The organism is Neobacillus sp. plas4, assembly GCF_057221695.1.
In genome coordinates this window covers 4,710,059-4,723,488 of the sequence record NZ_CM170152.1, presented here as the reverse complement: position 1 = coordinate 4,723,488, position 13,430 = coordinate 4,710,059, and the positions used below count along the sequence as shown (strand labels likewise).

At 38.4% G+C, this 13,430-nt stretch carries 14 protein-coding genes; 13 read left to right on the top strand and 1 reads right to left on the bottom strand.

Translation table 11 applies throughout. From position 1 onward, the window contains the following. Positions 1-36 precede the first annotated feature (36 nt). The 4 genes from AC2TFD_RS23840 to mbcS all read left to right on the top strand — a co-directional run bounded on the left by AC2TFD_RS23840 (position 37) and on the right by mbcS (position 4,736). Positions 37-1,191, top strand: a complete 1,155-nt coding sequence (locus AC2TFD_RS23840) for a cysteine desulfurase family protein (RefSeq protein ID WP_484674102.1) — start codon at positions 37-39, stop codon at positions 1,189-1,191. Beyond that, positions 1,181-2,386, top strand: coding sequence for a tRNA uracil 4-sulfurtransferase ThiI (thiI, locus tag AC2TFD_RS23835; RefSeq protein WP_335515656.1), 1,206 nt, complete (start codon positions 1,181-1,183; stop codon positions 2,384-2,386). Before AC2TFD_RS23840 ends, thiI begins: the two co-directional genes overlap by 11 nt. Before the next feature lie 411 nt (positions 2,387-2,797). Next, positions 2,798-3,004 (top strand): alpha/beta-type small acid-soluble spore protein, encoded by a 207-nt coding sequence (locus tag AC2TFD_RS23830; protein ID WP_335567177.1) that lies wholly within the window; start codon positions 2,798-2,800, stop codon positions 3,002-3,004. A gap of 148 nt (positions 3,005-3,152) precedes the next feature. Then, positions 3,153-4,736, top strand: coding sequence for an acyl-CoA synthetase MbcS (gene mbcS, locus AC2TFD_RS23825; protein WP_335567176.1), 1,584 nt, complete (start codon positions 3,153-3,155; stop codon positions 4,734-4,736). Between the two features lie 45 nt (positions 4,737-4,781). Here the strand turns inward: mbcS and AC2TFD_RS23820 are convergent, their stop codons facing one another. After that, on the bottom strand, positions 4,782-5,600 hold the full coding sequence (locus AC2TFD_RS23820) for an NAD kinase (RefSeq protein WP_335513679.1): 819 nt from the start codon (positions 5,598-5,600) through the stop codon (positions 4,782-4,784). Positions 5,601-5,932: 332 nt separating this feature from the next. On the opposite strand from AC2TFD_RS23820, the gene sppA reads away from it, so the two are divergent. From sppA to AC2TFD_RS23775, 9 genes are all read left to right on the top strand, one after another. Next, on the top strand, positions 5,933-6,943 hold the full coding sequence (sppA, locus tag AC2TFD_RS23815) for a signal peptide peptidase SppA (RefSeq protein WP_484674101.1): 1,011 nt from the start codon (positions 5,933-5,935) through the stop codon (positions 6,941-6,943). A 12-nt stretch (positions 6,944-6,955) separates the two neighbouring features. Further along, positions 6,956-7,423, top strand: coding sequence for an RDD family protein (locus tag AC2TFD_RS23810; RefSeq protein WP_484674100.1), 468 nt, complete (start codon positions 6,956-6,958; stop codon positions 7,421-7,423). A 74-nt stretch (positions 7,424-7,497) separates the two neighbouring features. Continuing rightward, on the top strand, positions 7,498-8,196 hold the full coding sequence (locus tag AC2TFD_RS23805) for a DUF2953 domain-containing protein (protein ID WP_335567174.1): 699 nt from the start codon (positions 7,498-7,500) through the stop codon (positions 8,194-8,196). Positions 8,197-8,213: 17 nt separating this feature from the next. Beyond that, complete coding sequence (gene ytfJ, locus AC2TFD_RS23800; protein WP_484674099.1) at positions 8,214-8,726, top strand: GerW family sporulation protein; 513 nt, start codon at positions 8,214-8,216, stop codon at positions 8,724-8,726. Positions 8,727-8,890: 164 nt separating this feature from the next. Beyond that, positions 8,891-9,391 (top strand): thiol peroxidase, encoded by a 501-nt coding sequence (gene tpx, locus AC2TFD_RS23795; RefSeq protein ID WP_335567172.1) that lies wholly within the window; start codon positions 8,891-8,893, stop codon positions 9,389-9,391. A 68-nt stretch (positions 9,392-9,459) separates the two neighbouring features. After that, positions 9,460-10,443 carry a class I SAM-dependent methyltransferase gene (locus tag AC2TFD_RS23790; RefSeq protein WP_335513666.1) on the top strand — a complete coding sequence of 328 codons (984 nt, stop codon included), beginning with the start codon at positions 9,460-9,462 and terminating at the stop codon, positions 10,441-10,443. Between the two features lie 243 nt (positions 10,444-10,686). Beyond that, entirely contained in the window at positions 10,687-11,874 is a 1,188-nt protein-coding gene (locus AC2TFD_RS23785) for an acetate kinase (RefSeq protein WP_335567171.1), read from the top strand. A gap of 112 nt (positions 11,875-11,986) precedes the next feature. Next, complete coding sequence (locus AC2TFD_RS23780) at positions 11,987-12,823, top strand: EcsC family protein (RefSeq protein ID WP_484674098.1); 837 nt, start codon at positions 11,987-11,989, stop codon at positions 12,821-12,823. Between the two features lies 1 nt (position 12,824). Continuing rightward, the gene (locus AC2TFD_RS23775; protein ID WP_335567169.1) at positions 12,825-13,337 is read left to right on the top strand and encodes a MogA/MoaB family molybdenum cofactor biosynthesis protein; all 513 of its coding nucleotides are present in this window, start codon (positions 12,825-12,827) and stop codon (positions 13,335-13,337) included. Positions 13,338-13,430: the final 93 nt, after the last annotated feature.

Sequence of the window (13,430 nt, the reverse complement as noted above, 5' to 3'; positions counted from 1 at the left end):
AAGATTTATTCTGCGCAAAGATGAGGTGTATATAAAATGATTTATTTCGATAATAGTGCCACAACAAGACCTTATAAAGAAGTTCTGGATTCCTTTCTGAAGGTATCAAATGATTTTTATGGTAATCCTTCTTCCCTGCATGGGTTAGGGGTGCAGGCTGAAAAACTTCTGACACAGGCACGTTCACAAATAGCTAACCTCCTATCGGTAAAATCAACTGAGATCTATTTTACCTCCGGCGGTACAGAAAGTAATAACTTGGCAATTAAGGGGACAGCGTTAGTCCATAAAAATAAAGGGAGACACTTACTATTTTCTAGCATTGAGCACCCTTCAGTGCGTGGGGCAATGGAACAGCTAAAAAAGCTCGATTTTGATATTACCACCATCCCAGTTGACTCAAATGGAAGAGTGAATATAGAAGATGTTAAAGCGTCCATACGTAAGGATACAATCCTTGTTTCCGTAATGCAGGTAAATAATGAAGTAGGAACAATTCAACCCATTAAGGAAATTGGCAAACTTTTGAAACAATATCCTAATATTCTTTTCCATGTGGATGCTGTACAAGCAATTGGAAAGCTGCCATTGGATTTAGTGGGAAATGGTGTAGACTTATGCTCCATTTCTGCACATAAATTTCATGGATTAAAGGGAACCGGAGCGCTGTTTATTCGAGAAGGAGTTAGAATAGACCCATTATTATCTGGCGGTAACCAGGAATGGCAAATTAGAAGCGGAACGGAAAATGTCGCAGGTGCTGTAGCGATGGCAAAAGCTTTAAGAATGACAATGGAAAAAAGTGTATCGGAATTGAAAAGAATGGAAAGAGTAAAATCTGTGCTAAAAGCAGAATTAGAAAAAACGGATGGATTATCGATCAACACACCAGTGGAACATTCAGCGCCGCATATCCTGAACTTTTCAATCAAAGGAATTAAAGCAGAAGTTTTAATTCATACACTTGAACAAAAAGGAATCTATTTATCAACAACAAGTGCATGCTCCTCTAAGAAACAATTACCAAGTCAGACACTATTAGCAATGGGGGTGCCTGACGACTTAGCTGACAGTGCATTTAGGATAAGCTTATCGTATGATAATACAGAAGAGGAAGCAAAACTTGTGGCAGCAGCAATCGAAGAGGCTGCTAAACACCTAAGAAAGGTTATGAAATTAAATGAATTATGATCATATATTGATTCGCTATGGTGAAATTTCCACCAAAGGCAGAAATCGAAACAAATTTGTGGATAAGCTGCGGAAAAGTGTTCGACTTGCGCTGGCTCCCTTTCCAAAGGTAAAGATACGGGCTGAACGGGATCGAATGTATGTGTTATTAAATGGGGAAGACGCTCATGAAATTACAGAGGCATTAAAAAATATTTTTGGTATACAATCCTTTAGTCCGGCGATAAAAGTCAGCAGGGATATTGAACAAATGAAGGCTGCTGCACTTTCATTAGTGAAAAGTCTTTATAGCGAGGGAAAAACTTTTAAAATATCTCCTAAACGCTCTGATAAAACATTTGAATTGGATTCAGATGGGATTAATCATACTTTTGGCGGTCATATATTAGAAAATATACCTGGAATCAAAGTTAATGTTAAAAATCCAGATATCAATTTAAAAATTGAGGTTCGAATTGACGCCATATACATGTCCTCTGAGACCATCTTAGGTGCTGGCGGATTACCTGTTGGATCAAGTGGAAAAGCGTTGTTAATGCTTTCAGGTGGAATTGACAGCCCGGTAGCAGGGTATTTCACGATGAAACGCGGTGTGGAAATAGAGGCGGTTCATTTTTTTAGCCCGCCGTTTACAAGTGAAAGATCGAAGGAGAAAGTGGTTGATTTAGCTAAAAAGCTAGCTGAAATCTCTGGACAAATGAAACTTCATATTGTTCCATTCACTGCTATTCAGCAAACCATTAAAGAACAAATCCCTGAAAATTACTCGATGACATCGACAAGAAGGTTTATGCTTCGAATAACCGATGAAATTCGAAAAAAACAGGAAGCACTTGCGATAATTACAGGAGATAATCTCGGGCAGGTTGCCAGCCAAACATTAGAAAGTATGTACGCTATTAATGAGGTAACGAATACACCGCTTCTTAGGCCGTTGTTGACAATGGACAAAAATGATATTATAAAAATTGCGAAAGAAATTGATACCTATGATATATCAATTCGACCTTTTGAGGATTGCTGCACGATTTTTGTTCCATCTTCTCCAAAAACAAAACCAAAAAGAGAAAAAGTTCAGCGCTATGAAAGCTACTTTGATTTTGAACATTTGATTCAAGAAGCTGTTCAAAAAACAGAAACCTTAACAATAAAGCCCGATAGCAAACAAGACACTGAATTTGAAGATTTATTTTAAAAAATGGCTGTGTTAAAGAGTAATATTGATTTTGGCACCTATTGATTTGCGCGGAAGGCACGGAGACTCCTCGAAAATGCTATCGCATATTCTTCGTGCGTGGGCAAATTCGAGGAAGAAATTCAATGTCCTGCAGGAGGACGGGACAGGGGAGACCCCGCAGACGCTTTAGCGTCAAGGAGGCTTCCCGAACCGCCTGCGGAAAGCGAAGTGCCTCGGACAGGCAAAAACGGCCTGTCCCTGCGATGATTATTCCTAGAAGCTTTCCTTAGTGGAGTGCAAATCAACAGCCCAGTTAAACACAGCATAAATGAAAAATATGTGAAATATTTGTGAACATTTACCAATTGATAAAAAGAATACAGCCATGTGATTCTACACATTCTATACTCACAAGGAGGTGAATATCACATGGCAAACAACAATAGCTCAAATCAATTACTAGTTCCTGGTGTAGAACAAGCACTTGAACAAATGAAGTATGAAATTGCTTCTGAATTTGGTGTAAACCTTGGTGCTGACACAACTTCACGTGCTAACGGTTCTGTTGGTGGTGAAATCACTAAGCGTTTAGTCGCTATGGCTGAGTCTCAATTAGGCGGCGGATTTTCACGATAAAAAATGAATAAGATGGCTACAGAGGGTGGGATTTTCCCACTCTCTTTTTTGCGGATTTTTTATGACCAGATACTATAGGCTGGTTTAAATATTTCAAATAATTTTGTATAATAATGTTTGTAAAGAATTTTATGTGAGGAGGAGAAACATGAACCGCGAAGAATTAATAGCACCAGAAAAGTATAATTTAGTGTCTGAGGTTGAAAAATTTGCAAAGGATCCACAACGATTGGCGTTAAAGTGGGAAAATGAAGCAGGGGAAACACAACAGGTTACATATGCAGAATTATTGAAAAAGGTAAACCAAGCGGGAAATGTTTTCACACAAAATGGTTTAAAAAAAGGTGATGTGGCCCTAGTCATCATTCCAAGATTAATAGAGGCTTACGTAGTATACTTGGCCGCATTAAAAGCAGGGCTGGTAGTCATTCCAAGTTCGGAGATGCTCCGTGAAAAGGACCTTCAATATCGAGTTACTCATGGAGATGTAAAAGCTGTCATCAGTTATTACCCATTTGTTGATCAATTTGAAAATATTACTAGTAAACAGCCGCTTTTAAAAGTTTCCGTTGGAGAAAAGAAGGATGGCTGGGTCCACTTAGAAGAAGAAATGAAAGCAGCCTCAGAAAACTTTGAGATTGCAGATACCCTTCGCGATGACATGGCGTTTTTATCCTATACATCTGGTACAACTGGTAATCCAAAAGGTGTTGTACATACGCATGGATGGGCATTTGCACATCTAAAAACCGCAGCACCAAAATGGCTGTGTATTGAAGATGGTGATACAGTTTGGGCAACTGCGGCACCGGGATGGCAGAAGTGGATTTGGAGTCCATTTTTATCTGTACTAGGTTCAGGAGGAACTGGACTAGTGTATAACGGGAAGTTTGAGCCACAAAAGTATTTAAGTCTTTTGGAGAAATACTCCGTTAATGTCCTTTGCTGTACACCAACAGAGTATCGATTAATGGCCAAAGTAAAAAACCTAGATGAGTTTAAATTACCAAATCTTCATAGTGCTGTTTCTGCAGGGGAACCTCTCAATCGTGAGGTGATTGAAACCTTTAGGAGGCATTTTAATGTAGATGTTCGGGACGGCTATGGACAGACAGAAAATACCCTGTTGGTGGGTGTAACAAAAGGAATGGAGTTAAAACCAGGTTCAATGGGTAAACCAACCCCTGGCAATACTGTAGAAATCATTAATGATGATGGTGAAATTTGTTCAGTGGGTGAAGTAGGGGACATTGCCGTACATGTAGAGACACCTGCTTTATTTAAAAATTATTATAAAGACCCAGAACGAACAGCCATGCAGTTCCGTGGCGATTACTATGTAACAGGGGATAAGGCCAAAAAGGATGAAGATGGATACTTTTGGTTTGAAGGCCGCGGAGATGATATTATCATCAGCTCAGGCTATACCATTGGGCCTTTCGAGGTGGAGGATGCACTTGTCAAACACCCATTTGTTAAGGAATGTGCGGTTGTGGCAAGTCCAGATGAAATTCGCGGGTTTATTGTAAAAGCATTTGTCGTATTAAAAGAGGATGTCAACGCAAATGATCCGGACTTAACAAAAAACCTTCAAGAGCATGTAAAAACACTTACTGCACCATATAAATATCCAAGAAAAATTGAGTTCATTTCCGAACTGCCGAAAACAACCTCAGGGAAGATTCGAAGAATTGAACTGCGCCAACAGGAATCACAAGCCATGAAACAATAGGTATAAGGGGAGAGGGCTGTCGAAATTTCGACAGCTTTTCTTCCCTTACAAAAATGTTCTCTTAACTTTTTCCCAGAAGGAATTGTCTTTCAGTTTTAATGTTTTGATCTTTTTATCACTAAGTCTAATTTGAATCTTATCTACAAGCCGAATGCTAAGGGCCTCATTGTCTAAGCCCATTGTAGGGTGCTCATTTCCTTCTGAAATAACCTTCAGGGTAAGGGTGCGGCTGCCGCCGATAACAAAAGGAGAACCTAATGTCCGATACTTGTTATTGTTAATGGAAGCAACCTCGCTCACCTGCATGCAGGGAATTAATGGGTCAACTACAGCACCATTTACAGATTTATTGTATGCCGTACTTCCTGTCGGTGTAGCAACGATTAATCCGTCACCGCGGAAGGTTTCAAAATGAATATCACCAATAAAAACATCTAATTCAAGTGTTTTTATGATGGATGAGCGAATACTAAATTCATTCAGGCATGGAAAAATTCCCTGACCGTCGACCATTACCTCGATGATAGGATAACGCCGTACTTTTAAATCTTCATTGGTCACAGCCTCGACCTTAGAAACAGCCTCGACCATTTTTGAGGAATCATTGATTTTGAAATCACAATACATACTTAAACTATCCTTTGTTGTGATTCCACAATAAAGTACATCATCGCGAAAACCAGTCTTCCTTACTGCCTGAAGGAATGTCCCATCATCACCAATGCTTGCAATAATATTGGCGTCACGATGGTCATTTACAATTGTCAAATCATACTGCTTTGCAGAATCATCTAAGTTTCCTACCTTTTCCAGCATTTCATTATCTAAGTGATGATAAAAGAAAATATTACGTCTATGTCCCATATTGTCCTCCATTTTATGTAAATAATGTGTAAAAACACCCCTAAACCTGTTGAATTTTGGTAAACTTAGGTGGTTGCATTTATTTTAGCATTATTTTGAAACAATATTAAATTATATAGGCTGTTTTCGTAACGATTGCTGTTAAAATCTAAAGCCGATTTTAACGTGGAAATAGTTATTTTGCGCCAATGAATTAAGTTTGCAAGCTCTTTTCTTATTAAATTTTTCGCGAAAACACAGTACAATCATTAATTTTTGTTATAAGAAGCAAAGTTTAAGAAAAGAGCCATTATATAAGAAAATATTTAGATGGAAACGAGGAGGATTACAACATGAATGGGAAACGCTGGGCAGCCCTTGGAATTGCTGCCGCATTATTCTTTGTATCAGTTATGGTTAATTTTTTATCTGCCTTTGCATTTAAAGGGGTGGAAACAGACTTAAGTGAGCTTTTTGCAGCCACGGAGCTTCCTTTTACGGAGGAAATTATCCAGGAAGGAAATGAAATGAAAAAAATTGTTGTACTTGATGTCAATGGAGTTATCCAGGAAACAAATGACGCTGAGTCATTGTTTCAGTCTGCTGGATATAATCATCAAGGATTTATGAAACAATTAGACTACATAAAAGATGACGATACTGTAAAAGGGATCGTTCTTAAAGTTAACTCACCAGGCGGCGGGGTCGTTGAGAGTGCTGAGATTCATGATAAGCTTGTAGAAATCCAAAAAGAAACAAAGAAACCAGTGTATATTTCGATGGGATCAATGGCAGCATCAGGGGGCTATTATATATCTGCTGGAGCGAAAAAAATCTTTGCCAGCGAAGAAACACTAACAGGATCGCTTGGGGTAATCATGCAGGGCATTAATTATGAAGGATTGGCGGATAAATATGGTGTGGATTTTGTAACCATCAAAAGTGGCCAATATAAAGATATTATGAGTCCGACCCGACAAATGACAGATGAGGAACGGCAAATTCTCCAAAATATGATTGATAATTCTTATGAAGGTTTTGTTAAAGTCATTTCTGAAGGCAGGAATATGACAACTGAGCAGGTTAAACAGATTGCCGACGGAAGAATTTACGATGGCAGACAGGCGAAAGAATTAAATCTTATTGACGATTTTGGGTATTTAGAAGACGTAATCGAGGGTATGATGGATCAAGAGAAACTAGAAGGTGCAAAGGTTGTCCGCTATACGGATGCACTTGGATTTGGATCATTGTTAAATATAAAGGTACAAAAATTATTCAATGCAAATAGTGAGATGGCTGGACTTATGGATATTTTATCAAGGCCTAATTCTCCGCGGTTAATGTATTTATATTCAGAGTAGGGGGAACATCGGATGGAAAATGAAAATCTAGAAACCATTAAAGAAGAATCAGAAGAGAATCACTCTATTCGCTATGCTGGATTTTGGATGCGCTTTTGGGCGTATCTACTCGATTTGATTGTGGTGGGAAGTCTTGAGCGGCTAATTATGAAACCTATTTTTAGAAGCTTCGGAATGCCTTTAGTAGAATTTAATATATTTGCCCCTATTTCTATCGCTTCTGCAATCATCTTTTATTTATATTTCGTGTTGATGACCAAGTATTTTAAGCAAACCCTTGGAAAAATGGTATTTGGGATAAAAGTGATTGATTTGAAGAATGACAAATTATCATGGGGAACGGTTCTTTTTCGGGAATGGATTGGGCGGTTTATCTCTGCAACCGTCGTTGTGGGTTATATCATTGTTGCTTTTCTTCCAAAAAAACAAGGTCTTCACGACCTTTTTACGGACACCTCTGTGGTCCACGTTGAAAGATGAATTTTCGACCCGCTAACTATACGTTAGTGGGTTTATTTTTTTGTCTTCAGGTGATACTAATAGGCTGAAAGGTTGTGAAAAAATTGGTTTGGCTGCTAACCGTACTTTTTATTATTATTCTTTTACTTCTGCTAATCATTTTTTCGAAATTGACCATCCATCTTACCTATTTTCATCATAATGACAATGATGAACTAACTCTGAAGTTCAGTATCTGGTTTGGATTAATTAAATACACGATGAATGTACCCTTAATAAAAATTGATGATAATTCGCCGAGTATTGTCGTAAAGGAAAACACGAAAATGGGAGATTCGGGTGAAAGCGAAGCCTCTCAAAAGGAAGCACAAATTACAGAGGATGACATCATATCCAAATGGAATAACGCAAAAGAATTAATCCAGCATGTTTTTAATCTACAGGTGATTGTTAGCAAATTTTTAAAAAGAATAGTAATCAAGCATTTCGAATGGCATTCATTAGTTGGCATAGGGGATGCCGCCCATACAGGTGTTATAGCTGGTGCACTTTGGACAATAAAAGGAAGCATAGTAGGTTTGATTAGCCATTTTTTAAGCCTTAAAAACATGCCGGTATTATCGGTTACCCCCCATTTTCAATTGGCGATCATCCAAACTCGAATCACATGTATTATTCAGTTTCGTATCGGGTATGCTATTTTAGCAGGATTAAAACTAATTAAATTCTGGAAGGGCGGACGCCCGAATCTCAAAATGAATAATGTCTATTCAAAGGGAAATAATACCGTTTAAAAGAGGAGGCAACAGCTATGTCTGAACATCCAATTCAAGGTTTAATGACAACTGCAATGGAAAGTTTAAAAGAAATGATTGATGTTAATACGATTATCGGTGATCCTGTTGAAACACCTGATGGCAGCGTTATACTTACTGTCTCAAAGGTAGGTTTTGGCTTTGCTGCAGGTGGAAGTGAATTTAAACTTGATGGGTCGTCGTCACAGTCGAAGGGTGAAGGTCAAGGTCAAGGGCAAGGTCAGCCAAAGCTTCCATTCGGAGGCGGTAGCGGTGGAGGAGTTTCTATTACTCCAATTGCTTTCTTAATCGTAAATTCGCATGGAGTAAAAATGCTTCATCTAGATGAAAGCACCCATCTTTATGAGAAAATTTTAGAAATGGCGCCGCAGGCAGTTGATAAGATTCAGCAAATGTTCTCGAAAAAAAATGAGCAGCAAGGATCACAGCAAGGATCACAGCAAGGATCACAGCAAGGATCACAGCAATCGAAACAAAACGAACATCAAAAGCAAGAATTTGATATTTAGGAAAAAAAGTTAATCTTCCATGTGCAGAAGGAAGGTTAACTTTTTTTCGTAGAGTGTAATTGATTGCAAAAAGAATTCTGAAAAGTTATATTAACACTGTACATAATTATGATGAAGGCGTAATTTACTTCGCTTTTGTTCGTACGAAAAAGGAGGATGTTTAAATGGCAAACGTAACTTTTAAGGGGAACCCAGTAACATTGCTAGGCAACGAAGTAAAGGTAGGAGATAAAGCTCCAAACTTCAGCGTATTAGCGAATGATTTATCACCTGTAACATTAGAAAATACCAAAGGACAAGTTCGTTTAATCAGTGCAGTACCTTCACTAGATACTGGAGTGTGCGATGCGGAAACACGTCGTTTTAATGAAGAAGCAAATAGTTTAGGAGACGTGAAAATCTTAACGATCAGCGTTGACTTGCCATTTGCACAAAAGCGCTGGTGTGGAGCAGCTGGTATTGATAAAGTCCAAACATTATCTGACCACCGTGATCTTTCTTTCGGAGAAGCATTCGGTGTAGCGATTCAAGAATTAAGATTATTGACTCGTGCAGTATTTGTTGTGGATTCTACGGATACGGTTACGTATGTAGAATATGTAAGCGAGGCAACAAATCACCCGAACTATGAAGCAGCTCTTGAAGCAGCGAGAAATGCAAAGTAAGTATTAATGATGGCGAAAAAGGCCTCGTCAGTGGATGAGGCCTTTTTCATTGTCTGGGAGGTATTCGTATGAAAATTGCTCCAGTAGAACAGCTTTTTACATTATTTAGTGAAACAGCTCGTGTTTTGCAGGAAGAACTGTCTTGTACATATCTAGAAGCATTAGCAGAAACAGGGGAAAATTTATTTCACGGTTCTGTACTTCAAGATGAGTTAAGCGAAATAACGGAAAAAAGACTTAAGAAACAGTATATGGAAGTCAATTTAGGCAATTTTACAAAGGAAGAAATTCGAAAAGCATATCAGCTTGTGATCTTAAAAGGGATGAAAGAAAATGTTCAACCCAACCACCAAATGACACCTGATAGTGTGGGAATGTTGATGAGCTATTTGGTGGATAAATTTGTACAGCAGCCTTCCTTTCGTTTAATGGACCCGGCGATTGGGACCGGAAATTTATTAACGACTGTTTTAAATCAATTACAAAAAGATATACATTCCATTGGTATTGAAGTTGATGATCTGTTAATTAAACTTGCTTATGTGAACGCAAATTTACAAGAGCACCCTCTAGAGCTGTTTAATCAAGATAGTCTAGAACCATTATTTATTGACCCAGTGGATGCAGTTATTGCTGATTTGCCAGTCGGTTTTTATCCCAATGATATTCGTGCAGCAGAATACCAATTAAAAGCAAATGAAGGACACTCATACGCTCATCATTTGTTTATTGAGCAAAGTGTCCGTCACACGAAGCCCGGTGGATATTTATTTTTTATCATTCCAAATGGTCTTTTTGAAAGTGACCAGGCAGGAAAGCTTCGTGCATTCTTTAAAGATGAAGTTATGATTCAGGGGGTCCTGCAGCTGCCATTAAGTATGTTTAAGAATAAAAATGCTGCTAAAAGTATTTTAGTTTTGCAAAAAAAGGGTGAAGGAATCGTCTCGCCCAAACAGGCATTACTTGTTAATTTACCAAATCTATCTAGTGCTGTTGAGATGGAAAGCATTTTGAAAAAGATTGAGAAATGGGTTCAGGAAAATAAGCGGTAAAATCGGTTATAACAATCGGTTTTATCGCTTTTTTTATAGGCTTTAAACTATTAGGAATAATGCGAATAGATTTACATTTAAGGGGTAACCGTTTCCATCCAAAATACCCCTTGAATTGTAAAAAATACAGTGAAATAATGAGATGATGATAGCAATATTCAATGTCGGTTAGTACAAAATAACCATGTACGGAAAATGGACCTTTAACCGATGTTGCTTTTATACAAAGGAGCGGTAAACGAAATGTCTAAAATTATTGCAATTAATGCTGGGAGTTCTTCTTTGAAGTTTCAATTATTTGAAATGCCAAGTGAAGACGTAATCACAAAAGGAATCATAGAAAGAATTGGCTTAAAAGATTCAGTTTTTACTATTTCAGTTAATGGTGAGAAAGTTACAGAAACATCTGATATTCCTGATCATGAAGTAGCAGTTAAAATGCTTTTAGATAAATTAACTACTTTGGGTATTATTCAATCCCTTAATGAAATTGACGGAATTGGACACCGTGTGGTACATGGCGGAGAAACATTTAATGACTCTGTTCTTATTACAGATGAGGTACTAAATAAAATTGATGAGCTTTCCGAATTAGCCCCGCTTCATAATCCTGCTAATGTTACGGGAATTAAGGCTTTCCAACGCGTACTGCCAAACGTTCCTGCGGTTGCAGTATTTGATACAGCCTTTCACCAAACAATGCCAGAAAGTTCATACCTATACAGCCTTCCATATGAATACTATGAAAAGTATGGAATCCGTAAATATGGCTTCCATGGCACGAGCCATAAATACGTTTCACAGCGTGCAGCTGAACTTCTGGGCCGTCCGGTTGAACAGCTTCGCCTGCTTTCTTGCCATTTAGGTAATGGAGCTAGTATTGCAGCCATTGAGGGCGGAAAATCAATTGATACATCAATGGGCTTTACACCACTTGCTGGGGTAACAATGGGTACACGTTCAGGGAACATTGACCCTGCATTGATTCCATACATTATGGAAAAAACGAATAAAACCGCTGAAGAAGTGCTCGATGTATTAAACAAAGAGAGTGGAATGTTAGGTGTTTCTGGTTTCTCTAGTGACCTTAGAGACCTCGAGATTGAAGCGCGTAATGGAAACGATCGTGCACAACTGGCTTTAGACGTTTTTGCGAACCGTATTCATAAATATATTGGCTCTTACGCATCACGTATGTACGGTATCGATGCGATTATTTTCACAGCTGGTATTGGTGAAAATAGTGATGTTGTTCGTGAAAAAGTTCTCAAGGGTCTTGAGTTTATGGGTGTTTATTGGGATCCAGCTCTAAATAAAATTAGAGGCGAGGAAAGATTTATTAACTATCCTCACTCTCCAGTTAAAGTTATTGTTATCCCTACAAATGAAGAAGTTATGATTGCACGCGACGTTGTACGTTTAGCGAAATAAACCATGAAAAAGGCAGACTGTCCAATACGACAGCTGCCTTTTTTCATTTTTTAAGTATAGCTCCATTTGTGTTATACTGGAAAAAAACGAGTGAAGTGAGGAGGGATTGCCTATGCCATTAACTGAGCGGGAAACAAAGGTATTGAATGAAATTCGGGAATGGGAAAATCACTTATTAAACTACGAGGCAAATGATTTACAACTTACATATGAAAAATATTTAGAACGGTCATTCTCCTTATTACCTGAAAATATTCAACGCCAATTTTTTTCAGTCATTGATAGCTGGCTGTTCCATTTACATGGGATGATTCAGAGTTCTCAAATTCAGATGGATGCAAAGGATAGGATCCTTGCTTCAGGCCGTGTTTTTCTACAGGATTTACATCAAATAGAGGATTTGAAAAAATTAGAAATTGACCAGTTACAATACATAGCCATGCAGCAAATCGCACGACATCGACTTTATTCATTTGCCCAAGGCGGGTTAGCAGGAACTGGCGGAACGCTTCTTTTAGGTACTGACATACCAGCAATGGCTGTCATTAATTTAAGGGCGGTTCAATTAATTGCCATGACATATGGTTTTGAGGTGAATACCCCATATGAAATGATGAGTTCTTTAAGGGTTTTTCATACAGCTACACTTCCTCCTCGTTTACAAAAAGAAGGATGGACAATTTTAATGAATGAAATGGACTTAAGCGGTGACAGTTATTTCTATGAAGGAAATGAAGAAATTACGGATGTGACCTGGTTGGAGCAGCCCATTCAACAATTATTTAAAGCATTGGTCATCACCCTGTTTCGAAAAAAGCTTATTCAAGGGCTGCCGGTTGTAAGTATGGCTATTGGGGCAGGGACGAATTATCAATTAACACGGAAAGTGACGGAGTTCGCCCATAATTATTACCAGCTGAGATATCTCAATCAGAAAGAGGAAATGTAAGATGAGTACCACTGAACATAAGCAATCAGCACCAAAAATCGTATTTTGTAAAGTCATTACAGTTAGTGATACTAGAAATAATGACACAGACAAAAGTGGTAAACTGATGAAGGAATTATTAGAACAAGCCGGACATACCATAGTGGATTATGTGATTGTGAAGGATGAATCAGAACCGATCAAAGAAGCAATCTTAAAGGGGTGTGAGCGTGAAGATATCGATGTCATTCTTACAAACGGGGGGACTGGAATAGCAAAGCGTGATGTTACCATTGAAACCGTCCAAGGCCTGCTTGATAAAGAAATCGTAGGATTCGGAGAGATATTTAGGATGTTGAGCTATCAAGAGGATATCGGTTCCGCAGCCATTCTTTCACGTGCTGTTGCTGGAGTGGTAAAAAATAAAGCTGTCTTTTCTACGCCTGGCTCTACTGGGGCAGTAAATCTTGCTATGAATAAGTTAATCCTGCCTGAATTGGCTCATGTAGTAAGAGAAATAAAAAAAGATCTATAAAGGTAAGCTCCCAGAAAAGGTGCTGGGAGTGACCGAAATCCGATCGAAAAAGGGTTTGGGGTCAATGCAAGGGTGCTGGAGTGACCGAAATCC

What these genes read in the sequence shown, in the direction of transcription:
- thiI (WP_335515656.1), top strand. Translation starts at nt 1,181, where the DNA reads ATGAATTATGATCATATATTGATTCGCTATGGTGAAATTTCCACCAAA.
- sppA (WP_484674101.1), top strand. Translation starts at nt 5,933, where the DNA reads ATGAATGGGAAACGCTGGGCAGCCCTTGGAATTGCTGCCGCATTATTC.
- AC2TFD_RS23830 (WP_335567177.1), top strand. Translation starts at nt 2,798, where the DNA reads ATGGCAAACAACAATAGCTCAAATCAATTACTAGTTCCTGGTGTAGAA.
- AC2TFD_RS23840 (WP_484674102.1), top strand. Translation starts at nt 37, where the DNA reads ATGATTTATTTCGATAATAGTGCCACAACAAGACCTTATAAAGAAGTT.
- AC2TFD_RS23780 (WP_484674098.1), top strand. Translation starts at nt 11,987, where the DNA reads ATGCCATTAACTGAGCGGGAAACAAAGGTATTGAATGAAATTCGGGAA.
- AC2TFD_RS23810 (WP_484674100.1), top strand. Translation starts at nt 6,956, where the DNA reads ATGGAAAATGAAAATCTAGAAACCATTAAAGAAGAATCAGAAGAGAAT.
- tpx (WP_335567172.1), top strand. Translation starts at nt 8,891, where the DNA reads ATGGCAAACGTAACTTTTAAGGGGAACCCAGTAACATTGCTAGGCAAC.
- ytfJ (WP_484674099.1), top strand. Translation starts at nt 8,214, where the DNA reads ATGTCTGAACATCCAATTCAAGGTTTAATGACAACTGCAATGGAAAGT.
- AC2TFD_RS23790 (WP_335513666.1), top strand. Translation starts at nt 9,460, where the DNA reads ATGAAAATTGCTCCAGTAGAACAGCTTTTTACATTATTTAGTGAAACA.
- mbcS (WP_335567176.1), top strand. Translation starts at nt 3,153, where the DNA reads ATGAACCGCGAAGAATTAATAGCACCAGAAAAGTATAATTTAGTGTCT.
- AC2TFD_RS23820 (WP_335513679.1), bottom strand. Translation starts at nt 5,600, where the DNA reads ATGGGACATAGACGTAATATTTTCTTTTATCATCACTTAGATAATGAA.
- AC2TFD_RS23775 (WP_335567169.1), top strand. Translation starts at nt 12,825, where the DNA reads ATGAGTACCACTGAACATAAGCAATCAGCACCAAAAATCGTATTTTGT.
- AC2TFD_RS23785 (WP_335567171.1), top strand. Translation starts at nt 10,687, where the DNA reads ATGTCTAAAATTATTGCAATTAATGCTGGGAGTTCTTCTTTGAAGTTT.